This is a genomic window from Amorphus orientalis (genome assembly GCF_030814015.1).
Classification (GTDB): domain Bacteria; phylum Pseudomonadota; class Alphaproteobacteria; order Rhizobiales; family Amorphaceae; genus Amorphus; species Amorphus orientalis.
In genome coordinates this window covers 466,912-489,141 of record NZ_JAUSUL010000001.1, presented here as the reverse complement: position 1 = coordinate 489,141, position 22,230 = coordinate 466,912, and the positions used below count along the sequence as shown (strand labels likewise).

The window sequence follows — 22,230 nt, the reverse complement described above, 5'->3', positions numbered from 1 at the left end:
GGCGCGCCTACTGGTCAAGAGGCGCGGAGCGAAGCGACCGGGACGAAAGAACCGCCCGCGCAGCGACGACCGAAATGAGTTCGCATGAGCGCACTTAAATCGCCCACGCCCACCCAAAGCCGGTGCGCGTCAGCGCACTCGGCGTGAGAAAAACATCCGGCTCGCGGGCGGAGCGGACAGAGTTACGCCGCCTCGATGGCCAGCGCGATGCCCTGACCGACGCCGATGCACATGGTGGCCAGCGCCTTCTTGCCGCCGCGCCGCTGCATCTCGCGCATGGCGGTGCCCACGATGCGGGCTCCGGACATGCCGAGCGGATGGCCCAGCGCGATCGCCCCGCCGTTCGGATTGACGTGCTCGCCGTCGTCGGGAAGGCCGAGCTGGCGCAGCACCGCGAGGCCCTGGCTGGCGAACGCCTCGTTCAGCTCGACCACGTCGAAATCGCTGATCTTGAGACCGGTCCGCTCCATCAGCTTTTTGGTCGCCGGCGCCGGACCGATGCCCATGATGCGCGGCGGAACGCCTGCCGTTGCTGCGCCAATCACCTTGGCGATCGGGGTTAGGCCGTACTTCTCGACCGCCTCGGCCGACGCCAGGAGCAGACCCGCCGCGCCGTCGTTGACGCCCGACGCGTTGCCCGCCGTCACCGAGCCGTTCTCCCGGAACGGGGTCGGCAGCTTGGCGAGCTTTTCAACCGTGGTGCCGGCGCGCGGATGCTCGTCCTTGTCGACCACGATCGGATCGCCCTTGCGCTGGGGGATCGTGACCGGGACGATCTCCTCGCCCAGCCGGCCCGCCTCCTGGGCGGCGACGGCGCGCTCCTGGGAGCGCACGGCGAAGGCGTCCTGGTCGGCCCGGCTGACCTGAAACTCCTCGGCGACGTTCTCGCCGGTCTCCGGCATGGAATCGATGCCGTACTGCTTCTTCATCAGCGGGTTCACGAACCGCCAGCCGATGGTGGTGTCGTGGATCTCCGCCTTGCGGGAAAACGCCGTGTCCGCCTTCGGCATGACGAACGGCGCCCGCGACATGGACTCCACGCCGCCGGAGATCACCAGGTCCGCCTCGCCGGTCTTGATCATCCGCGCCGCCATCGCGGTCGCGTCCATGCCGGAGCCGCACAGCCGGTTGACCGTCGTTCCGGTCACGACTTCGGGCAGCCCGGCCAGCAGGACCGCCATGCGGGCGACGTTGCGGTTGTCCTCGCCGGCCTGGTTGGCGCAGCCGAAGATCACGTCGTCGACGGCGGAAAAGTCCACCGAGGCGTTGCGCTCCACCAGCGCCCTGATCGGGAGCGCGCCGAGATCGTCCGCGCGCACGGCGGACAGCGCTCCGCCGAAACGGCCGATCGGGGTGCGGATATAGTCGACGATGTAGGCGTCGCGCATGGAGCGTTCCTTCCTTCACTGGGCCGCGATCGGCCGAAACACGGGGCGCCGCCGGATCTTGGCACCGCTGGATACGCAGCGCGCGCCACCGGCATCCGCCTCTTGCCTGAGATAAGACCGGTCGTTCCGGATCCACAGGGCCGGCGTGCCACGGTCGCGCTGGTCGCGCCGTTTTGACCTCTGGGCACGGGCTGTCAAGACCCGAACCGCGCGGCCGGCCGGCCGATGTCATCAAGAATTTGCGCTGTGATGGGACCGAGAGGCGCTTCCGTCGGGTCCCCTGGGGATGCTAAAGGCTAGGCTTCCGCAATTTTCGCGGGCTGGAGTTCTGGAGGGGTTGGAATGGTGCATTCCCGCGTCGAGCGCGGTGGGCCGCGGCGCATCTTGTCACTGGTTGCGAGCGCCGGCTTTCTCGGCCTGGCGGCATCATCGGCGATGGCGCAGGCACCCGGCGGCGGAAATTCCGCGCCTCCCGCGGTCGTCGTGACGGCGATCCAGAACGAGAACGTCGCCGCCTCCCAACAGTTCCTCGGCCGCATCCAGGCGATCCAGCAGGTGGACATCGTCGCCCGCGTGGAAGGCTTCCTCGATCAGGTGGCCTTCCAGGAGGGCGCCTTCGTCGACAAGGGCCAGCTGCTCTACCAGATCGAGAAGGACCAGTATCAGGCGCAGCTCGATGCGGCGAACGCCCAGCTCGCCACCGCCAAGGCCCAGAAGTCCGGCGCGGAAGCCCAGCTCAAGAACGCCCAGGCCAATCTGAACCGGCAGCAGACCCTGCTCGAGCGGCAGACGGTCTCCCAGGCCGTCGTCGACCAGGCCCAGGCCCAGCGCGACGAGGCCGCCGCCAGCGTGCAGAGCGGACAGGCGGCGATCGAGCAGGCCAACGCCCAGATCGAGACCGCCAAGATCAATCTCGGCTACACGACCATCAATTCGCCGATCAAGGGCCGCATCGGCGCGACCAACGTCACCCAGGGCAACCTGGTCAATACCCAGTCCGGCACGCTCGCGACCGTGGTCCAGCTCGATCCGATCCGGATGGTGTTCTCCATCCCGGAGACCTACTGGATCCAGTTCGCCCAGGAGAAGGGCATCAACGCGGCCTCGGCCGAGGGCGTGTCGTTCGTTCCCACCATCGAGCTGCCCACCGGCAAGACCTACGAACCCCAGGGCAAGATCGCGTTCGTGTCCAACGAGGTCGACCAGACCACCGGCACGATCGCCATCTACACCGACTTCCCGAACCCCGACGGCGCCCTGCTGCCCGGCGGCTTCGTGACGGCGATCGTGCGCCAGGCCCAGCAGCAGAACCTGCCGGTCGTGCCGCTCTCCGCCGTCCAGCAGGACCGCCAGGGCCGCTACGTCTTCGTTCTGGGAACCGACAACAAGGTTTCCGAGCGGCGGATCGAAACGTCCGTCCAGGTCCAGGACGGCTGGGCGGTCACCTCCGGACTCCAGTCCGGCGAGACGGTCGTCGTCCAGGGCGTCCAGAAGATCCAGCCGGGCATGACGGTCAGTCCCACCTCCGTGTCGTTCCAGAACGCCTCCCAGGCGGGCCAGGCCGATCCGAGCCAGGGCCAGTCGTCTGGCAACGGCGGCTCGTCCGGTTCCCAGACGTCGGGCAGCGACAATTCAGGCACCAGCGGTTCCGGCTCGGACAGCACTTCTTCTGGATCTGGCAGCAGCGGTTCGAGCGGAAGCGGGTCGTCCAGCGCTCCGGCGTCCGGCAGCTCGTCGGGGACCGGTGGCTCGGGCTCCGACGCATCGTCGTCCGGCTCATCGACCGGCGGCTCGTCGGGCTCGTCCTCCTCCGGCTCCGGGAACTGATCGATGATCTCCGAGATCTGCGTCCGCAGGCCGCGTCTCGCCGCGGTCATCTCGATCGTCCTGACCGTGGCCGGCATCCTGGCGATCTACTCCATTCCGATCGCCCAGTATCCCGACATCACCCCGCCGGTGGTGCAGGTCACCGCCACCTATCCGGGCGCCGACGCCTCGACGATCGCCGACACCGTGGGCGGCCCGATCGAGGAGCAGGTCAACGGCGTCGAGGACATGATCTACATGTCCTCCGTCTCCTCCTCCGCCGGCACCTACACCCTGAGCGTCTCGTTCGAGATCGGCACCGATCCGGACATCGCCCAGGTGAACGTCCAGAACCGGGTGTCCCAGGCCCAGTCGAAGCTGCCCTCCACCGTGCTCAGCCAGGGCGTGGTGGTGCAGGCCCAGTCGACCAACATGCTTCTGGTCGTCAACGTCTTCTCGCCGGACAACTCCTACGACCCGATCTTCCTGTCGAACTACGCCTCGATCAACATCCGCGACCCGCTCGCCCGCGTTGAGGGCGTCGGCGCGGCCAACCTGCTCGGCGAGCTCGACTACTCCATGCGGATCTGGCTCGACCCGGACAAGATGTCGGCGATCGGGATCTCCCCGTCCGACGTCATGAATGCGATCGAGGACCAGAACATCGAGGCCGCGCTCGGCCAGATCGGCGGCCCGCCCATCGGCGACGATCAGGTCAACCAGTACACGATCACCGCCGTCGGCCAGCTCGATAATCCGGCGGATTTCGAGCAGATCATCGTGCGCACCGGTCAGGACGGCGCCGTCGTCCGCATCGGCGACATCGCCCGGGTGGAACTCGGCGCACAGACCTATTCCTCGGTCTCCCAGCTGAACGGCAGCCCCGCCGCAACCATCGCCATCTATCAGGCTCCGGGCGCCAACGCGCTCGCCGTCGCCGAAGGGGTGAAGGCGGAGCTGGAGCGCCTGAAGGGCCGGTTCCCCCAGGGCGTCGATGCCCAGGTCGTCTACGATTCCACCCTGTTCGTCTCCGCCTCGATCGAGGAAATCACCTACACGCTCGCGATCACCGGCGTGATCGTGCTGATCGTCGTGTTCATCTTCCTGGAAAATCTCCGGGCGACGATCATTCCGGCCGTCACCATCCCGGTCTCGCTGGTCGGCGTGTTCGTCTTCCTGCTGCTGTTCGGCTTTTCGCTGAACACCATCTCCATGTTCGCGATCGTGCTGGCGATCGGCCTCGTGGTCGACGACGCCATCGTCGTCGTGGAGAACGTCACCCGCGTGATGGAGGAGGAAGGCCTCGACCGGCGCGAAGCCACCATCAAGGCGATGAACCAGGTCACCGGCCCGATCGTCTCCACGACGATGGTGCTGTTCGCCGTGTTCGGCCCGGTGTCGTTCTTCCCCGGCATCGTCGGCGAGCTGTTCCGCCAGTTCTCCGTCACCATCTCCATGGCCGTGTTCATCTCCATGGTGAACGCCCTGACACTGTCGCCGGCCCTCTGCTCGCTGGTACTGACGCCGCCGAAGACGAAGAAGCGCGGCTTCTTCAAGTACTTCAACATCGTGCTCGACCGCTCGCGGAACGGCTATGTGAGCGCGGTCGGCATGATCGCCCGGCGTTCGGCGCTCGCCGGCATCCTGATCGTCATCATCGGCGGGGTGGCGTTCGGGCTGATGAGCCGGCTTCCCGGCGGCTTCATCCCGAACGAGGACCAGGGCGCGCTGTTCGTCGACGTGTCGCTGGAATCCAGCGCGGCGCTGCCCCAGACCCAGAAGATCATGGACGAGGTCGAGCGGATCGCGAAGGCCCAGGACGGGGTGGCCAACGTCATCACCGTCTCCGGCTACAGCCTCCTGTCCGGCGCGCCGGGCTCCAATTCGGGCCTCGCCATCGTCGTCATGAACCCCTGGGACGAGCGCACCACGCCCGAGACCTCGCTCAAGGGCATCTACGAATCGCTGTCCCAGAAATATGCGGCCATTCCGGCGGCCAACGTCTTCGCGTTCCCGCCGCCGCCGATCCCGGGCCTCGGCACCGCGGCCGGCTTCGACTACCGGCTCGAGGCGCTTGGGGGGCAGTCGGCGAACGACCTCTCGTCGACGCTACGGGCGCTCCTGGTGGCGGCCAACGGCGATCCGCGGATCGCGTCGGCCTATTCCAGCTACAATGCCGACGTGCCCCGGGTCTTCGTGGATGTCGACCGCACCAAGGCCGAGGCGCTCAACGTCCCGGTGTCGGCGCTCTACAACACGCTCCAGGCCCAGCTCGGCTCGGCCTTCGTGAACAACTTCACCTATCTCGGACGCGTGTTCCAGGTGAACATCCAGGCCGACCAGCAGTTCCGCAACAGGATCGACGACATCGACCGGCTCTATGTGCGCTCCACCACGGGCGACATGGTGCCGGTCTCCACCCTCACCACGACACGCTTCGACTTCGGTCCGAGCACCGCCTATCGCTACAACCAGTTCCTGGCGGCCAACGTGAACGGCTCGGCCGCACCCGGCTACTCGTCGGGCGAGGCGATGCAGGCCATGGCGGAGATTTCCCAGAAGACGCTGCCGGAAGGCTACGCGTTCGACTGGTCCAGCATGTCCTATCAGGAGGCGAGCCAGTCCGGCTCAATCGGAGCCCTGTTCGGCCTCGCCCTCCTGTTCGGCTATCTGTTCCTGGTGGCCCAGTATGAAAGCTGGGCGATCCCGTTCGCGGTGCTGACCTCCGTGGCGGTCGCGACGCTGGGCGCTGTGGCCGCGGTGACGATCTTCGGCATCGACCTCAACGTCTATGTTCAGATCGGTCTCGTCCTGCTCATAGGACTGGCGGCGAAGAACGCGATCCTGATCGTGGAGTTCTCCAAGGAGCAGCGGGAGGCGGGCCACACCCGCTATGCCGCCGCGCTCCAGGGCGCCCACATGCGGTTCCGCGCCGTGTTGATGACGGCGTTCGCCTTCATCTTCGGCCTGATCCCGCTGGTCACCGCCACTGGCGCCGGCGCCGTCAGCCGCATCGTGCTGGGCATCACGGTGCTCGGCGGCATGCTCGCGGCCACCGTCGTCGGCATCATCCTGATCCCGGGCCTCTACGTGATGTTCCAGTGGATCGGCGACACGCTCGACGGCAAGCGCAAGGACCATCCGGAGCCCGAGGGCGGCCATCTGCCCGGCACGCACGGCTAAAGCAACGCCAGGAAAAGTGGGAACCGGTTTTCCGTCCGGCGTTGCGACGGGAAGAATCACCGCCAGGAAAAGTGCTCTTGCGGTTTTCCGTCCGGCGGTGGGATAGAAAAACAAGCGCTCACGCCGAGCTCGCGTCGCTCACCGGCTCCGCGTGGGCGGCCTGACCGGCCGGCGTGCAGTTGCGCGCTGGCCCAGCACTGCCAGGAAAAGTGGACACCACTTTTCCTGGCAGTGCGGTGAAGAAAGCCACCGTCGGGAAAATCGGGAACCGGTTTTCCGTCCGGATCAGCGCCGCCCTCCTCCGCTCATTCCGGCGAAAGCCGGAATCCAGGGCCGCACGACGGGTCCGGGCGACCGGTTCTTTTTTTGTCCCGGTCGCTGCGCTCCGCGCCTCTTGACCGGCCGGCGGCAGACCACCCGGGCAATACCCGCCCAGGTCACAATCCCGGGCATTTTTCGCCCGTTGTTCGGAAACGGTTAAGAACCGCCGGTTTATGGTCAGCCTATCCCGAGCTGAGTATCGACGCGTCGATCCGGCAACGACCGGATCGTGTCACGGGATGCAGATGGTGGTGGCGCGTCAGGCCCTCGAACAGCCTGACGCGCCCTCGCCGTGCCTGCAATTCGGCGGTGCGCCCCGCGCTACTGATCCCTGAGCACGCCCGTCGGCTTCTCGCCCAGCGCCCGCCAGGTGCCGATCAGGCCGAGCCCCACCGTGACCGCCAGCGCAATCACCACCGCGCCCGCCGCCGTCAGCGGCAGCAGCGCGAACTCGATCTCCATGATCTCCGTCAGCACGTACCAGGCCGCCACGGAGCCTGCCAGGATGGCGAAGATCGCGGTGGCCGCCCCGATGATCGCGTATTCCAGCGCGAACGCGCCGACCAGCCGGCCCCGTGTCGCGCCCAGCGTCTTCAGCACCACGGCATCGTAGATCCGCGAGCGGTGGCTTGCCGCCAGCGCGCCACCGAGCACCAGCATCGACGCGATCAGCGTCACGCTGGCAGCGGCCCGGATCGCCAGCGCGATGTCGGCGACCACGGAATTCACCGAATCGAGCGCGTCCTTCACCCGGATCGCCGTCACCGTCGGATAGGCATCGGCGAGCATCCTCAACAGCGCCACTTCGCGCTCCGTCGTCCCCCCGTCCGGATAGGTCAGCGTCGCCAGATGGGCGTGGGGCGCGCCGGCGAAGGTGTTGGGCGAGAAGATCATCACGAAATTGATCGAGAGGCTCTCCCAGGCGACCGTGCGCAGATTGGCGACCTCGGTCTCGATGGTGCGGCCGAGCACGTTCACCGTCACCGGATCGCCGACGGAGAGCCCCAGCTCCTGCGCCAGTTCGGCGGCAAACGAGACCTGCGGCGTGCCGTCATAGTCCTCAGGCCACCAGGCGCCCTCCACGATCGTGGAGTTCTCCGGCTTGTCCGCCGCATAGGTGATGCCGCGGTCGCCGCGCAGCACCCATTCCGCTTCCGGCGCGTCGTAGTCGGCCGCCGCGATCCCCTTCAGCGAGACGATCCGGCCGCGCAGCATCGGCTGCATCTCGATCACCGCGTCCGGCGCCTCCTCCTCGAGCGTCGCCAGGAAGCCGTCCCGTTCCCGGTCCTGGATGTCGACGAAGAAGAAGCTCGGCGCCCGCTCCGGCAGTTGCGCCGTCAGCGTGTTGCGCAGGTTGCCGTCGATCAGCGCCAGCGTCACCAGAAGCGCCAGCCCGAGGCCGAGGGACAGGACCACCGTCGGTGTCAGCGCGCCCCGGCGGTGAATGTTGCCGAGCGCCAGACGCGCCCCTGTTGCACGCGGATGTGGCGCGATCCGGGCGAGCGCCATGATCCCCCACGCCACGACCCGCAGGAGCAGGAACGCCGCGACCACCGCCACCACGTAGACGAACGCCAGGAACCGATCATGGGCGAGCGCGACGGCCACCACGACCAGCAGCCCGGTGACCGCCGCCGACGCTGCCAGATAGCGCCGCTTCGGCAGTCCGGCCGAACTCGCCTCGCGTCCCCGGAACAGCGCCGTCGGCGGAACGTCGTGGGCCCGCCCCAGCGGCCACAGCGCGAAGGCGAGCGCCGTCAGGAGCCCGTACAGGATCGAGAGAACCAGCTCGCCCGGATAGATGCCGCCGAGGGTGGAGACCGGCAGAATACCCACCAGAAGGACCGCGGCGAGCGGCGGGATCACCGCCCCGAAGGCGAGCCCGATGGCGATGCCGATCCCGGCCAGCATCACGATCTGGGCCAGATAGACGGTGAACACGAACGTGCCGTCGGCGCCCAGGCAGCGGAACGTCGCGATCACCGCCCGCTTGCGGTCGAGATAGGCCCGCACCGCGTTGGCCACCCCCACGCCGCCGACGACCAGCGCCGTCAGCCCGACAAGCGTCAGGAACTGGGCGAAGCGTTCGATGGAATCCCTGAGGCCCGGCGCGGCCTCGGTGCGCGCGCGGATGCGCCAGCCGGCGTCGGGAAAGTCGGCGGTCGCCGCCTCGGCGACGGCCGACAGGCGCGCATCGGACATCGATCCGCTCTCGCCCGCGACCCGGTAATGCCAGCGCACGAGACTGCCGGGCTGCACCAGCCCGCTTTCCTCAAGCGTGTCGACGGAGACCATCAGGCGCGGGCCGAACTCCACCCCGCCGGAGAGCTTGTCCGGCTCCGCCTCGATGGTGTCGACCAGGGTGATGCGGATGCGCCCGAGCGACAGCGTGTCGCCCGGCTCCACGTCGAGCCGCGCCAGCAGTGCCGGATCGGCGAGCGCCGGATGCTCCGCGTCGCCCGCCAACGCGTCATCGAGGCTCCGGCCCGAGGACAGCTCGACGGTGCCGTAGAGCGGATAGGCGTCGTCCACGGCCTTGATTTCGACCAGCGCCTGGTCGGACGCGTCGGGCTTGCGCACCATGGCCCTAAGTGTCGCCACTTCCGACAGCCGCCCCTGCTCGTCGAGAAAGGCCCGTTCCACCGCGCTCGCCTGCCGGTGGATCAGCGACACGTCGAGGTCGCCGCCCAGAATGGTCTGGCCTTCCGCGACGATGCCTTCGCTGAGCGCCTTGGCCAGCGAGCCGACGCCGGCGATCGTGCCCACACCGATGGCGATGCAGGCGATGAACACATAGAACCCCTTCAGCCCGCCGCGCATCTCCCGCAGCGCGAAGCGGAGCGCCGTCCCGAAGCCCGGCCCGCCGGACCGCGATCCGCCCGCCATGCTCAAAGGGCCTCGACGCGGGCGGCGGCCGGCCGCGCCGGTTCGATCTCACCGGCCCGCATGCGCACGGTCCGGTCGCAGCGGCTGGCAAGCTCCGGATCGTGGGTCACGATCACCAGCGTCATGCCGCGGCTGCGGCTCGCCTCGAACATCAGGTCGACGATCGGCGCGCCGGTGTCCTCGTCGAGATTGCCGGTGGGCTCGTCGGCTAGAAGCAGCGCCGGGGCCGGTGCCAGCGCCCGGGCGATCGCCACGCGCTGCTGCTCGCCGCCCGACAGTGTGCCGGGATAATGGTTGATGCGATCGGCGAGCCCGACCTGCTCAAGCTCGTGCCGGGCCCGGTCGAACGCGTCGCGCGCGCCGGCCAGTTCCAGCGGAACCGCGACGTTCTCCAGCGCCGTCATGGTCGGAATGAGGTGGAACGACTGGAACACGATACCGACGGAGCGGCCGCGGAAGCGGGCGAGATCGTCCTCGCCGAGCCCGGTGAGTTCGCTGCCGGCCACGCGCACGCTGCCGCCGGCGACCCGTTCCAGTCCGCCCAGAACCATCAGCAGCGTCGACTTGCCCGACCCGGACGGGCCGACCACGCCAACCGATTCGCCGTGCGCAATATCCAGTGAAACGCCCTTGAGGATATGGACGCGGCCGGCTCCGCTCCCCAGACTCAGATGCACGTCCTTGAGGGCGATCGCGGATTCGGCCACGGGATGAACTCCTTCGATCAGACATTCCCGGCAAAGAGGGCGGGATGGCTGGGTGTACGCACCGATTTGTGCAGCGCAATGCTCCTTGGGCCATATGGGCCGTAACGACTTCAGATCCAGATGAGGCGGACGATTGATGCGCGCGTTACTGTTTGGGCTGGTTCTCCTCCTGGCGGCTCCGACCGCCGGCTTCGCCCAGGATCCGATTAAGCTGGTCGCGTTCGGCGACAGCCTGACCGCCGGCTATCAGCTCGGCCCCGACGAGGGCTTCGCCGAGGTTCTTCAGGCCCGGCTGAGGGAACAGGGCCACGACGTCGAGGTGGTCAATGCGGGCGTCTCCGGCGACACCACCTCCGGCGGCCTGTCGCGGCTCGACTGGTCCGTTCCCGACGACACCGACGGCGTGATCCTGGAACTCGGCGGCAATGACGCGCTGCGCGGCATCGACCCGTCGGTCACCAGGGACAATCTCGATGCCATGCTGACCACGCTCGGCGAGCGGGACATTCCCGTGCTGCTTGCCGGGATGCTCGCGCCGCCGAACATGGGCCCGGCCTATCAGGAGGCGTTCAATCCGATCTTCGGCGAGCTCGCCGAAACCCACGACGCGTTCTACTATCCCTTCTTCCTGGAGGGCGTGGCCGGCGAACCGCAATACGGGCTCGGTGACGGCATCCATCCGAACGCCGAAGGCGTGGAGATCATCGTCGACAACATCCTGCCCGTCGTGGAAGATCTCATCGCCGAAGCCGAGCGGCGCGCGCCGTCCTGACCGCCGCCGTCCTCGGTGTTCTTTCGATCGGCCGGCGTCTCCGGTCCGGCCGACCCCCGCCCTGACGCCTGCCGGCCGCCGGTCTCCACGAGGACAGAGGATTGGATTTCGTCGCCCTGCTGACGCCCGACGGGCTTGCGCCGTGGGCGGCCGTGCTTCTGATCGCCGTGGCCGGCTTCACCTCCGCCATGACGGCCGCCTTCGGCATCGGCGGCGGGCTTCTCCTGATCGCCGTCATGATCCCGCTGGTGCCGATCTCCGCGCTGGTCCCGGTCCACGGCGTGGTCCAGCTCGGCTCCAACACCGGCCGCCTCGTGCTCCAGGCGCGCCACCTCCGGCTCGACATTCTGACCTGGTTCACGCTCGGGGCGATCGGCGGCGGCGTCGCCGGCGGCCTCCTCGTCGTCGACCTGCCGGAGACCGCCCTCAAGCTCGGCGTCGGCCTGTTCGTGCTGTGGTCGGTGTGGGGAAAGATGCCGAAGATCGGCGCGGAAAGCCGTCTCCTGCTCGGCGTGGGCGGGGCGGCCTCCACGCTTCTGACCATGTTCGTCGGCGCCACCGGTCCGTTCGTGATGGCGCTCTATACCGGCGCGGCGCTTACCAAGAACGAGCTGGTCGCGCTCTTCGCCGGCTCCATGTTCGTCCAGCATCTTCTCAAGATCGTGGTGTTCGGCGCGCTGGGCTTCGCCTTCGCCGAGTGGCTGCCGCTGGCGCTCGCCATGGTGCTGGCCGGGTTCGCCGGCACGGTCGTCGGCACCCGGGTCCTCAGCCTGCTGCCTGAGAAGGTGTTCCGCACCGGTCTCAAGGCCCTTCTGACCCTGATCGGGCTGCACCTGGTCCTCTCGGCGGGCGCCACCCTCATCGACTGACGGGGCTGACCCGTTCCGCAGCCGCGAAAATCCGGCTAGACCACGGTCGCCTCTCAGAATTTCCGCGCCGAATGCGAAAGGTCCTTTCATGTCTGCGTCCCCCTCCCCCGCCGTCGCCCGCGCCGATATCGAAGCCGCCTACGCCCGGATCTCAGGCCATATCCGCGAGACGCCGGTGATCGCTCCCGGCCGGGGCGCCTTCGGGCTCGATCTGGACCTCTCCCTGAAGCTCGAATGCCTGCAGCACACCGGCTCCTTCAAGCCGCGCGGCGCGTTCAACTCGCTGCTGTCGGCCGACGACGCCACCGCGGACGTGGCCGCTGCCTCCGGCGGCAATCACGGCGCGGCCGTCGCTTTCGCCGCCTCGCAGCTCGGCCGCCGGGCGACCATCTTCGTTCCGGAGATCGCAAGCCCCGTGAAGGTCGCCAAGATCCGCCAGGCCGGCGCCGACGTCCGCATCGGCGGCGCGCGCTATGCCGACGCGGCCGACGCCTGCGCGGCGTTCCGGGCGGAGACCGGCGCCATCGACATCCATCCCTACGACACGCCCGCCACCATCGCCGGTCAGGGCACGGTCGGGCTGGAATGGGAGCGCGCCGTCCCGGAGCTGGACACCGTGCTCGTCGCCGTCGGCGGCGGCGGGCTGATGGCCGGCATCGCCACCTGGTACGAGCAGCGCGGGAAGATCGTCGCCGTCGAACCGGACACCTCCCATTGCCTGAAGGCGGCGCGCGACGCCGGCCACCCGGTCGACGTGGACGTCTCCGGCGTGGCAGCCGATTCCCTCGGCGCCCGCCGGGTGGGCGATCTCGTCTTCGCCCAGGCCCGGGCCTTTCTCGACGACGCCGTGACCGTGCCGGACGCCGCCATCCGCACCGCCCAGGCCCGGCTCTGGCGCGAGCTGGGGATCGCCGCGGAGCCCGGCGGCGCCACGGCGCTCGCAGCCCTGCTTGCCGGCGCCTACCGCCCCGAACCGGGCGAACGGGTGGGTGTGCTGGTGTGCGGCTGCAACGTCGACTTGACCACCCTCGCCGACATCGAGGACTGACCGCCCGCCCGCCATATTGCCATCGGTCCGGCAAGCCGTTAGGCACCAGTCAACACTGGCAACAAGAGCCGAGGATCGCCCGCCATGACCACCCATTCGCTTCTGCTTCTGCCCGGTGACGGCATCGGACCGGAAATCATGGCCTCGGCCGGCGAAGTGATCGACTGGTTCAACCGCCGTGCCGGCGGCAAGCTGTTCACCACCGAGACCGATCTGGTGGGTGGCGCGGCCTACGACGCCCATGGCGCGGCCATCTCCGAAGAGACGATGCAGAAGGCGCTCGCGGCCGACGCGGTGCTGTTCGGCGCCGTCGGCGGACCGAAGTGGGACGACGTGCCCTACGACGTCCGCCCCGAGGCCGGCCTTCTGCGGCTGCGCAAGGATCTGCAGCTCTTCGCCAATCTGCGCCCGGCGATCTGCTATGCCGCGCTCGCCGACGCCTCGAGCCTGAAGAAGGAGCTTGTCGAAGGTCTGGACATCCTGATCGTCCGCGAGCTCACCGGCGGCGTCTATTTCGGCGAGCCGAAGGAAATCCGGGATCTCGGCAACGGCCAGAAGCGGGCCGTCGACACCCAGGTCTACGACACCTTCGAGATCGAGCGCATCGCCCGCGTCGCCTTCGACCTGGCGCGAACCCGGCGCAACAAGGTGACGTCGTCGGAAAAGCGCAACGTCATGAAGTCCGGCGTGCTGTGGAAGGAAGTCGTGGAGCGCGTCCGCGAAGCCGACTATCCGGACGTGGAGCTGGAGCACATGCTCGCCGACAACTGCGGCATGCAGCTCGTCCGCCGTCCGAAGCAGTTCGACGTGATCGTCTGCGACAACCTGTTCGGCGACATGCTGTCCGACGTGGCGGCGATGCTGACCGGCTCGCTCGGCATGCTGCCGTCCGCCTCGCTCGGCGCCCCGGACCCGACCACCGGCCGTCGCAAGGCGCTCTACGAGCCCGTCCACGGCTCCGCCCCGGACATCACCGGCACCGGCCGCGCCAATCCGATCGCGATGATCGCCTCGTTCGCGATGGCGCTGCGCTATTCGTTCGGGCTGGTCGAGGAAGCCGATCTGCTGGACAAGGCGATCGCAACCGCGCTCGACAGCGGCGCGCGCACCGCCGACATCGCCCCGGACGGGGCCGACACCGTCGGCACCGAGGAGATGACGGCCGCCATCATCGCCGCGCTGGACAACCTGGCGGCCTGAGCAAAGCCACGCGAAGCGGGAGCCGGTTGTTGGCCCGTCCGGCATTGCGAGTCGATACCAGGCGTCCGCGCCAGTCCTTGCGAGAGAATGCGAAAAGGGGCCGCACGGCCCCTTTTTGTCGAAGGATGACGCCGCCGCGCGGACGCACGGCAGCAAGCCGTGCTAGATTGGTCGGCATGACCAGACTGATGGAAGAAGCCATCCGCGCCCTGTCCGACCTGCCCGCCGAGCGGCAGGATGCCTTGGCGCGCCTGATTCTTGATCAGATCGGTGACGGAAACCCGCTGGTTCTCGGCCCGGACGAACGGCGGGCGGTGGAAGCCGGTATCGCAGACACCGACGCGGGCCGAACGGCGGACGACGACGCTCTCGCCCGGCACCTGGCCCGACTGCGTTCGGCATGAAGGCCCGGCTCAGCCGGCGAGCCGATCAGGAACTGAGCGACGCTGTTGACTATCTGCTGTCTGAAAATCCGGCCGCCGCCCGGGGTTTCGCTGACGCTCTGGAGATGGCCGTGCGCAGCCTCGAGCGCTATCCGCGCATCGGTCGGGCGACAGATATACTCGGGGTCTACGTCTTCACGCTGACGGCGTTCCGGTACCGGATCTTCTACCGGATTCTGGGAGACACCCTCAGCATCGAGAGCATCTTCCACACGTCGCGCGACCCGGGGACGTCTCTCGGGCCGGAGTAGGGCGAACTCGGCCCGACTGATCCCTGTAGCCGCTGTCCCAGACGGAAAACCGGTTCCCATTCTCGCTGGCTTTGCTTGTCAGCGCGCGACCGCGCGCCGGCCGGTCAAGAGGCGCGGAGCGAAGCGACCGGGAAAAGGACCAGCTGGCGCGGAGCGAAGCGGTCGGGACGAAAGAACCGGCCGCGCCCGCGCAGCGGCGAACGAAGTGAGTTCGCGTGGGCGAAACAGAACCCGGATTCGCTCAGACCCAGGGGCGGTCCTTGGAGACCTGGTCCTCGTACCCCGTGATCGCCGGATCCTTCTCCAGCGTGAGCGCGATGTCGTCGAGCCCGTTCAGCAGGCAGTGCTTGGTCCACGGATCGATGTCGAACTTGACCACGCCGCCGTCGGGGCCGCGGATCTCCTGGGCCTCAAGGTCGACGGTGATCTTGGCGTTGGAGCCGCGCTCGGCGTCGTCCATCAGAAGGGCCAGCTCGTCTTCCGACACCTTGATCGCCAGGATGCCGTTCTTGGCGCAGTTGTTGAAGAAGATGTCGGCGAACGAGGTGGAGATCACGCAGCGGATGCCGAAATCCATGAGCGCCCACGGCGCATGCTCGCGGCTCGACCCGCAGCCGAAATTGTCCCCGGCGACCAGGATCTCGGCGTTGCGGTAGGCCGGCTGGTTGAGCACGAACTCGGGGTTCTCGCTGCCGTCCTCGTTGTAGCGCAGCTCGGAGAAAAGCCCGGTCCCGAGCCCCGTCCGCTTGATCGTCTTCAGATACTGCTTCGGAATGATCATGTCGGTGTCGACATTGATCATCGGCAGCGGCGCGGCGACACCGGTGAGGACGGTGAACTTCTCCATGGCGTTTATCCAGAACCTGTCAAAAGAGGGCTACTGGTAGCCCCGACCGGCGGCTGAGGGCAAGCCGGAATGCGTGGCCGGCAGCCATGCGGCGTCCACCGCATGGCCGACCGGCGGTGGGCAACCTACTGGGCGTCCCAGGCGTCGAGCGCCTGGTTGATCGCCTCGGTGCCGTCGGGGCCCTTGTTGAACGTGAGGATCGCGCGGCCGCCGTTCTCGTAGAGCAGCGGTATGTCGATCCAGCTCCGGTCCCTGAGGAGCCGCAGATTGTTCTCCTCGTCCTCCGGCGTCGCCGACAGGGCGATCCAGAACAGATTGTCGGAGACCTTGGCCGACGCCCCCATCAGGGCGTTGCCCTGGGCCTGCTCGCTGGTCTTCATGATCAGGCCGGGCACGTTGGCGATGGCCTCGCCCGGGAAATCCGACGGCAGCTCGAACGACACCTCGATCAGGTGGCTGGCGGGCAGCGCCTGGTCGTCGTTCTTGCGGAACAGGAGCGTGGTGATCATGTCGCGGCCCGGAATGGCGAGCTTGGCGCGCACCACCGGCTCCGGCGGCTGGCCGCCGATCGATTCCTCGACGAACTCCCAGTCGATGGAGCCGCGCAGCGCGTTGCCGCCCTGGGAGCTGTTGCCCTCCTCGTAGAGCACGGCCTCGAAGTCGCCGCTCGGACGCTCCAGTCCGTCCGGCCGGTCCGCCTGTCCGGCGGCGGGAGCGGTGCCCTCGGCCGGGCTCGCCGTCTCCGGCGCGGTCCCCGGCAGCGGCGTCTGGCCGTTCTGGGACGCCGGCTGCGATGCGGAGCCGTCCGGGTTGCGCGGCGTCACGACCCGCGTCGTGCGCACAGACCGGGCGTCGGGTGCGACGACCTCCGAATCGGATTCCTCTCCGGCGGCACCGTTCAGCCGGTCGGAGATCTTGTCGGATTCCGGATCGGGCGTGGCCGCGGGCGTGCTGGCCGTCTCGGTCTGATCGCCGGACGGCGACATCATCGCCATGATCGCATCGCGCTGGCTGTAGAGCGCGAACGCGCCGATAGCCAGAATCAGCAGAATGACCAGCGGCGCGACGAGCCAGCGGAAGCTGCGCTTGCGGCTCCGGTCGTCCTCTTCCTCGTAATAGTCGTCGTAATCCTCGTCCGCGTAGTCGTCGGCATCGACGTACCCGTCGTCGGCGTAGCCGTCATCGGGATAGTCGTCCTCCTCGCGGGCATCATAGGCATCCGCCGGTTCCGCCTCGGCCATCTCCGGCTCGTCGGCGGCGTCCTTCCGCGATCCGCGCCGGCGCAGCCATCCGCGCCGGTCGGCCGTCGACGGGACGCGCTGGATCTCGGGGCTCTCGGCTTCCGCCGCGGCCGCCTCGATCTCCTCCTCGCTGAGGTCGTCCTCGTCTCGGTATTGCGGCACGTCGCGGGACGACACCCGGCGGAACGGTCCGGCCGGATCCGGCGCCTGGGGCGTCGCGCGCGGACCATCGGTTACCTCGCCGCCCTCCTCGGGTTCCAGGGGTGCCGGGTTCGCGGCGGACGGGGTCGGGGCAGCGGGAGCGGCCGGCCGCCGGAGCGTCGGCTCGCGCCGGCGCGCAGGAGCCTCCCCGGAGGCGGGAGACGGGGACCCGCCGGCCGGGGTGTCGGGACCGTCCGCATCCTCCTGGGCCGGACGCTGGGGCGCGGCCGGGCGCGGCGCGGCGGGGCTGCGCAGCGAGGGACCCGCCCCGGACGACGGGGCCCGGGGAGCCGACGGGAACGTCGGGCGCGACACGCGCGGCGCCGGCGGGGTCTCGTCGGCCTCCGGCTCGGGGGCCTCGTCCTCGGCGGCCGGGGACGGCGGGGGCGGCGGCGGAGCCTGCGTGGTGGTCGGCGCGCGCGGACGCGGCGGCGGAGGCGCGGTCGGGCGTGCGGGCGGGGCGCTGCCGGCTGCCGGCGCGTCGCCGGTCTGGCCGCGCTGGGCCCGGGCGATTTCGGCCTCGACCTTGCGAATCGCGTCCTCGAGCGACAGGCGCTGCTGTGTCACCTCTTGCGCCGGCAACGGCGGATCGAGGCCCTGCAGCTGCTTCAGAAGCGCCTTGCGTGCCTTGTCGTAGACGGCCCTGCGATTCGGCCCGCTCTGATCGGGCAACGCCGCAACCGCCCGTTTCAGGACCGTGTGAAAATCCGCCATCGCGCGCGTAGGGTCCTATTGCTGTGACTTTTCGGAGACTTAGCCCCGAAACGGGTCTTCCACAAGGATTGTGTCGTCCCGTTCCGGGCTCGTCGACAATAGCGCAACCGGCGCGCCAACCAACTCCTCGACGTGACGGACATATTTGACCGCCTGTGCGGGAAGGTCAGCCCACTTTCTTGCGCCTTTGGTTGTTTCTTTCCAGCCGGGGATCGTCTCGTAGATCGGCTCGACCCGGGCCTGCGCCGTTTGTGAGGCAGGAAGATGATCGAGTTCCTTGCCGTCCAGCCGATATCCGACACAGATCTTCAACTCGTCGAGACCGTCCAGAACGTCGAGTTTGGTCAGCGCCAGCCCGGTGATGCCGCCGGTCGCCACCGCCTGGCGGACCAGCACCGCATCGAACCAGCCGCAGCGCCGCTTGCGCCCGGTGACGGTGCCGAATTCCCGCCCGCGCTCGCCCAGGAACTCGCCGATCTCGTTGGACTGTTCGGTCGGAAACGGGCCGGAGCCGACGCGCGTCGTGTAGGCCTTGGTGATGCCCAGCACGTAGCCGAGGGTCGACGGACCCGTGCCCGAGCCGGCCGCCGCCTGTCCGGCCACCGTGTTCGACGACGTCACGAACGGATAGGTGCCGTGGTCGATGTCGAGAAGCGTGCCCTGGGCGCCTTCGAACAGCACCCGGCTGCCCTCCTTGCGCGCCTGGTCGAGCGAGCGCCAGGTGGCATCGACGAATGGAAGGATCTTCGGCGCCACGGAGGTCAGATCGTCGTGCAGCGCGCGCGGATCGATCAGCTCGACGCCGAGCCCGGCACGGAGCGCGTTGTGGTGGGTCAGGATGCGCTCGATCTTGTCGGAGAGCGTGTCGGGATCGGCCAGATCCAGCACGCGAATGGCGCGCCGACCGACCTTGTCCTCGTAGGCCGGACCGATGCCGCGCCCGGTGGTGCCGATCTTGCCGGCGCCGCTGGCGGCCTCGCGGAAGCGGTCGAGCTCCCGGTGCAGCGACAGGATCAGCGCCGCGTTCTCGGCGATCTTCAGGCTGTCGGGGCCGATCTCGACGCCCTGGCCGGTCAGCCGGTCGATCTCCTCCACCAGCGCGTGGGGGTCGAGAACCACGCCGTTGCCGATGATCGACAGCTTGCCGGGACGCACGACGCCGGACGGCAGCAGGCTCAGCTTGTAGGTCTGATTGCCGACGACGAGCGTATGGCCGGCATTGTGACCGCCCTGGAAGCGCACGACGATGTCGGCCCGTTCCGACAGCCAGTCGACGATCTTCCCCTTGCCTTCGTCACCCCATTGCGAGCCGACTACGACGACGTTGGCCATCAGACGATGTATCCCCTGGAAATTGGATGCGGAGCGCGTCGGGCAGGTCCGGGATGCCGGGAGGCTCCGCCGAACCCGTCGCGAAGCGCCGGACTATAGCGAGCGCATTCATGGCTGGCGAAGCGCCCGCTTGCAAGGTGCGCGGCGAGATGCAATCGCCCTGATCCCATCCGCGTTGCGGTCCGCGCCGTTTCCGATCAGGTTGGGCGCCGCCCGAGCGGCGAACGGTACAAACGAGGAATTTCGGCAATGTCGGCTCTGGGCCGCTGGATCTACGGTCAGCCCTATCTGCTTCTGACGGTCACGGCCATGATGTGGGGCGGCAACATCGTGGTCGGCCGGTTTGCAGTGGGCAAGGTGCCGCCGGTGGCGCTGGCGGAGTATCGCTGGACCGGCGCCTTCCTGATCGTGCTGCCCTTCGCGCTGCAGGCGATTCGCCGCGACTGGGGCCGGATCGTGCGCCATCTGCCGATCCTGGTGGTGCTCGCGCTCTCCGGCATCACCTTCTACAACGCCCTCATCTATTACGGGCTGGAATCGACCGAGGCGATCAACGGCGCGCTCCTGCAGTCGGTCCAGCCGATCATGATCGCCCTGTTCGCCCTTCTCCTCTACGGCGACCGGCTCAACCGCTTCCAGATCGCCGGCATCGCCGTCTCCTTCGTCGGGGTCGTGCTGATCGTCTCGGCCGGCAATCCGGTCACGCTGCTGGAACTGGAGATCAACCACGGCGACGCGATCATCGTCGGCGCGATCGTCATCTACGGATTCTATTCGGCGCTTCTGAAGTCGCGCCCGCCGCTCCATCCGATGACGTTCCTCGCCGTCGTCTTCTTCCTCGGCGCCCTGCTTCTGACGCCCGCTTTTCTGGTCGAATACGCCTCCGGCGCGCGCATGGAGAACACCGCCGGCGCCTGGTTCTCCGTGGTCTATGTCGCGCTCTTCCCCTCCCTCGTCGCCAATTTCTGCTTCAACCGGGGCGTCGAGCTGGTCGGTCCCAATCGCGCCGGGCCCTTCTTCCATCTGGTCCCGGTGTTCGGCTCGCTCGCCGCGATCGTCTTTCTCGGCGAGGAACCGGCCTGGTATCACGGGGTCGGCTGGGCGCTGATTGCCAGCGGCATCGTTGTCTCCCAGCGGATGCGGGCACGATGACGAAAGCCGGATCCGAAATCGGGTGGCGGCGCACGAAGCGGGACGTCACGGTGCGGCCATGACATCTCCGTCCACTGCCGCCCCCGCACCCGCCCCGCTGCAGCTCACCGCCCGGGACTGGTGCCTCCTCGTCGCCCTGTCGGTCCTGTGGGGGAGCTCGTTCTTCTTCGCCAAGATCGCGGTCACCGAAATCCCGCCGCTGACGCTGGTGGCGCTGAGGGTCGGGATCGCCGGCCTCGCCCTCCAGATCGTGCTGATCGCCCAGGGCCACGGCTCGCCGGTCACCGACCGCCGCTTTCCCGCGCTGTTCGTGCTCGGGGTCGTCAACAACGTGATCCCGTTCTCGCTCCTGTTCTGGGCCCAGCAGACGCTTCCGGCCGGGCTCGCGGCCATCTTCAACGCGACGACGCCGATCTTCACCATGATGCTCGCCACCGTCTTCACCGCCGACGACAAGGCGACCTGGCTCAAGATCGCCGGCATCGGCCTGGGCTTTTCCGGTGTCGTGCTGATGCTCGGAACGGGCCTGTCCGCCGGCGCCACGGGCCATCTCCTGGCCGAGCTCGCCTGCCTCGGCGCGGCGCTGTCCTACGGCGTCTCCGCCCTCATCGCCCGCCGGCTCGCCGCCGCGCCGCCGGTGTTTCTCGCCACCGGCCAGTTCACCGGCGCCACGATGGTGATCGTGCCGCTCGCCCTGATCGTCGACGCGCCGTGGACGCTGCCGGCCCCCAGCCTGCCGGCGATCGGCGCGGTGCTGGCGCTCGCGCTCGCCTCGTCCGCCTTCGGCTACCTGCTCTATTTCGCGATCATCCGCTCCGCCGGCGCCACCAACGCCTCGCTGGTCACCTATCTGGTGCCGATGACGGCGATCCTGCTCGGCGCCCTCTTCCTGGGCGAACGGCTCGGCCTGTTTGAATATGCCGGCATGGTCCTGATCATCGGCGGGGTCGCGCTGGCCCAGGGCCGCCTGCGCCGGCTCCGCCGGACGGCCGCCACCAATCCCCCGGGAGGAACGGGATGACCCGGACACCCACACACGCCGCCGGCCCGGTCGCCGAGCGCATCGCCGCCATCGACTGGGACGCCGTGCGCACAACGCTGGACGCCTATGGCGCGGCCTCCCTCGGCCCGATCCTGATGCCGGAAGAGTGCGCCGGCATCGCCGCCCTCTACGCCGACCCGGACCGCTTCCGCTCGAAGGTGGTGATGGAGCGCGTCGGCTTCGGACAGGGCGAGTACCAGTATTTCGACCGGCCGCTGCCGGATCTGGTCGAGGCCCTCCGCCAGTCGGTCTATCCGCATCTGGTCCCGACCGCCAACGCCTGGGCGGAGGCGCTCGGCCGTCCTGAGCGCTTCCCCGACACCCTCGACGCCTTTCTCGACACCTGCCATGCCGCCGGCCAGACGCGGCCGACCCCGCTGGTGCTCACCTACCGGGAGGGCGACTACAACCGCCTGCACCAGGACCTTTACGGCGAGATCCATTTCCCGCTGCAGATGGTGATCCTGCTGAGCCGGCCCGGCGTCGATTTCGAGGGCGGCGCCTTCGTGATGACGGAACAGAAGCCCCGCGCCCAGTCCCGGGCTGAGGTGCTGACGCCGGTCCAGGGCGAGGCGATCGTGTTCGGCGTCAACCACCGGCCGGGCTGGGGCAAGAACGGCGCCTACCGGCTCGTCATGCGCCACGGGGTCAGCCGGCTGACCTCCGGCGCGCGCACCACGCTCGGCATCATCTTCCACGACGCGACCTGACCCGCCGCCTTTCCGAACTTTAACGCCACGGCCGCGTGTTTCGGGCATGATGGGGCAAACGGGTGCCGCCCGGCTCTGAGCCGATCCGGACGATGGACCCATGACCCTTTCGGGCTG

General features: G+C 68.6%; 17 protein-coding genes. 11 read left to right on the top strand and 6 right to left on the bottom strand.

Annotated elements, in window-relative coordinates; translation table 11 throughout:
* Positions 1 to 182: 182 nt before the first annotated feature.
* Complete coding sequence (gene pcaF / locus J2S73_RS02190) at positions 183 to 1,388, bottom strand: 3-oxoadipyl-CoA thiolase (RefSeq protein WP_306883782.1); 1,206 nt, start codon at positions 1,386 to 1,388, stop codon at positions 183 to 185.
* Positions 1,389 to 1,730: 342 nt separating this feature from the next.
* Here pcaF and J2S73_RS02185 point away from each other — a divergent pair, with 342 nt between their 5' ends.
* Both J2S73_RS02185 and J2S73_RS02180 read left to right on the top strand, forming a co-directional pair.
* Complete coding sequence (locus J2S73_RS02185) at positions 1,731 to 3,215, top strand: efflux RND transporter periplasmic adaptor subunit (protein WP_306883781.1); 1,485 nt, start codon at positions 1,731 to 1,733, stop codon at positions 3,213 to 3,215.
* 3 nt (positions 3,216 to 3,218) lie between these two features.
* Positions 3,219 to 6,377 carry an efflux RND transporter permease subunit gene (locus J2S73_RS02180; protein ID WP_306883780.1) on the top strand — a complete coding sequence of 1,053 codons (3,159 nt, stop codon included), beginning with the start codon at positions 3,219 to 3,221 and terminating at the stop codon, positions 6,375 to 6,377.
* 642 nt (positions 6,378 to 7,019) lie between these two features.
* Here the strand turns inward: J2S73_RS02180 and J2S73_RS02175 are convergent.
* Positions 7,020 to 9,584 (bottom strand): ABC transporter permease, encoded by a 2,565-nt coding sequence (locus tag J2S73_RS02175; protein ID WP_306883779.1) that lies wholly within the window; start codon positions 9,582 to 9,584, stop codon positions 7,020 to 7,022.
* 2 nt (positions 9,585 to 9,586) lie between these two features.
* Positions 9,587 to 10,291: an ABC transporter ATP-binding protein gene (locus J2S73_RS02170; protein WP_306883778.1), complete on the bottom strand. Its 705-nt coding sequence runs from the start codon at positions 10,289 to 10,291 to the stop codon at positions 9,587 to 9,589.
* A gap of 136 nt (positions 10,292 to 10,427) precedes the next feature.
* Here J2S73_RS02170 and J2S73_RS02165 point away from each other — a divergent pair, with 136 nt between their 5' ends.
* The 6 genes from J2S73_RS02165 to J2S73_RS02140 all read left to right on the top strand — a co-directional run bounded on the left by J2S73_RS02165 (position 10,428) and on the right by J2S73_RS02140 (position 14,874).
* A complete protein-coding gene (locus tag J2S73_RS02165; protein ID WP_306883777.1) occupies positions 10,428 to 11,063 on the top strand; it encodes an arylesterase in 636 nt (211 codons plus the stop codon).
* Between the two features lie 101 nt (positions 11,064 to 11,164).
* The gene (locus J2S73_RS02160; RefSeq protein ID WP_306883776.1) at positions 11,165 to 11,932 is read left to right on the top strand and encodes a sulfite exporter TauE/SafE family protein; all 768 of its coding nucleotides are present in this window, start codon (positions 11,165 to 11,167) and stop codon (positions 11,930 to 11,932) included.
* Between the two features lie 88 nt (positions 11,933 to 12,020).
* Entirely contained in the window at positions 12,021 to 12,980 is a 960-nt protein-coding gene (locus J2S73_RS02155; RefSeq protein ID WP_306883775.1) for a threonine/serine dehydratase, read from the top strand.
* A gap of 84 nt (positions 12,981 to 13,064) precedes the next feature.
* Positions 13,065 to 14,180 carry a 3-isopropylmalate dehydrogenase gene (gene leuB, locus J2S73_RS02150; protein WP_306883774.1) on the top strand — a complete coding sequence of 372 codons (1,116 nt, stop codon included), beginning with the start codon at positions 13,065 to 13,067 and terminating at the stop codon, positions 14,178 to 14,180.
* Positions 14,181 to 14,368: 188 nt separating this feature from the next.
* Positions 14,369 to 14,584, top strand: a complete 216-nt coding sequence (locus tag J2S73_RS02145; RefSeq protein WP_306883773.1) for a hypothetical protein — start codon at positions 14,369 to 14,371, stop codon at positions 14,582 to 14,584.
* Positions 14,581 to 14,874 carry a type II toxin-antitoxin system RelE/ParE family toxin gene (locus J2S73_RS02140; protein ID WP_306883772.1) on the top strand — a complete coding sequence of 98 codons (294 nt, stop codon included), beginning with the start codon at positions 14,581 to 14,583 and terminating at the stop codon, positions 14,872 to 14,874. Before J2S73_RS02145 ends, J2S73_RS02140 begins: the two co-directional genes overlap by 4 nt.
* Before the next feature lie 241 nt (positions 14,875 to 15,115).
* On the opposite strand, the gene leuD is transcribed toward J2S73_RS02140, so the two are convergent.
* The 3 genes from leuD to J2S73_RS02125 all read right to left on the bottom strand — a co-directional run bounded on the left by leuD (position 15,116) and on the right by J2S73_RS02125 (position 19,209).
* Positions 15,116 to 15,721 carry a 3-isopropylmalate dehydratase small subunit gene (gene leuD / locus J2S73_RS02135; RefSeq protein ID WP_306883771.1) on the bottom strand — a complete coding sequence of 202 codons (606 nt, stop codon included), beginning with the start codon at positions 15,719 to 15,721 and terminating at the stop codon, positions 15,116 to 15,118.
* A gap of 125 nt (positions 15,722 to 15,846) precedes the next feature.
* A complete protein-coding gene (locus J2S73_RS02130; RefSeq protein WP_306883770.1) occupies positions 15,847 to 17,877 on the bottom strand; it encodes a hypothetical protein in 2,031 nt (676 codons plus the stop codon).
* Positions 17,878 to 17,916: 39 nt separating this feature from the next.
* Entirely contained in the window at positions 17,917 to 19,209 is a 1,293-nt protein-coding gene (locus tag J2S73_RS02125; protein ID WP_306883769.1) for an adenylosuccinate synthase, read from the bottom strand.
* 249 nt (positions 19,210 to 19,458) lie between these two features.
* On the opposite strand from J2S73_RS02125, the gene J2S73_RS02120 reads away from it, so the two are divergent.
* From J2S73_RS02120 to J2S73_RS02110, 3 genes are read left to right on the top strand one after another with little or no spacing between them, the layout of a single operon-like run.
* Positions 19,459 to 20,361, top strand: coding sequence for a DMT family transporter (locus J2S73_RS02120; RefSeq protein WP_306883768.1), 903 nt, complete (start codon positions 19,459 to 19,461; stop codon positions 20,359 to 20,361).
* Between the two features lie 58 nt (positions 20,362 to 20,419).
* Complete coding sequence (locus J2S73_RS02115) at positions 20,420 to 21,382, top strand: DMT family transporter (RefSeq protein WP_306883767.1); 963 nt, start codon at positions 20,420 to 20,422, stop codon at positions 21,380 to 21,382.
* Positions 21,379 to 22,113, top strand: coding sequence for a 2OG-Fe(II) oxygenase (locus J2S73_RS02110; protein ID WP_306883766.1), 735 nt, complete (start codon positions 21,379 to 21,381; stop codon positions 22,111 to 22,113). Before J2S73_RS02115 ends, J2S73_RS02110 begins: the two co-directional genes overlap by 4 nt.
* Positions 22,114 to 22,230 lie beyond the last annotated feature (117 nt).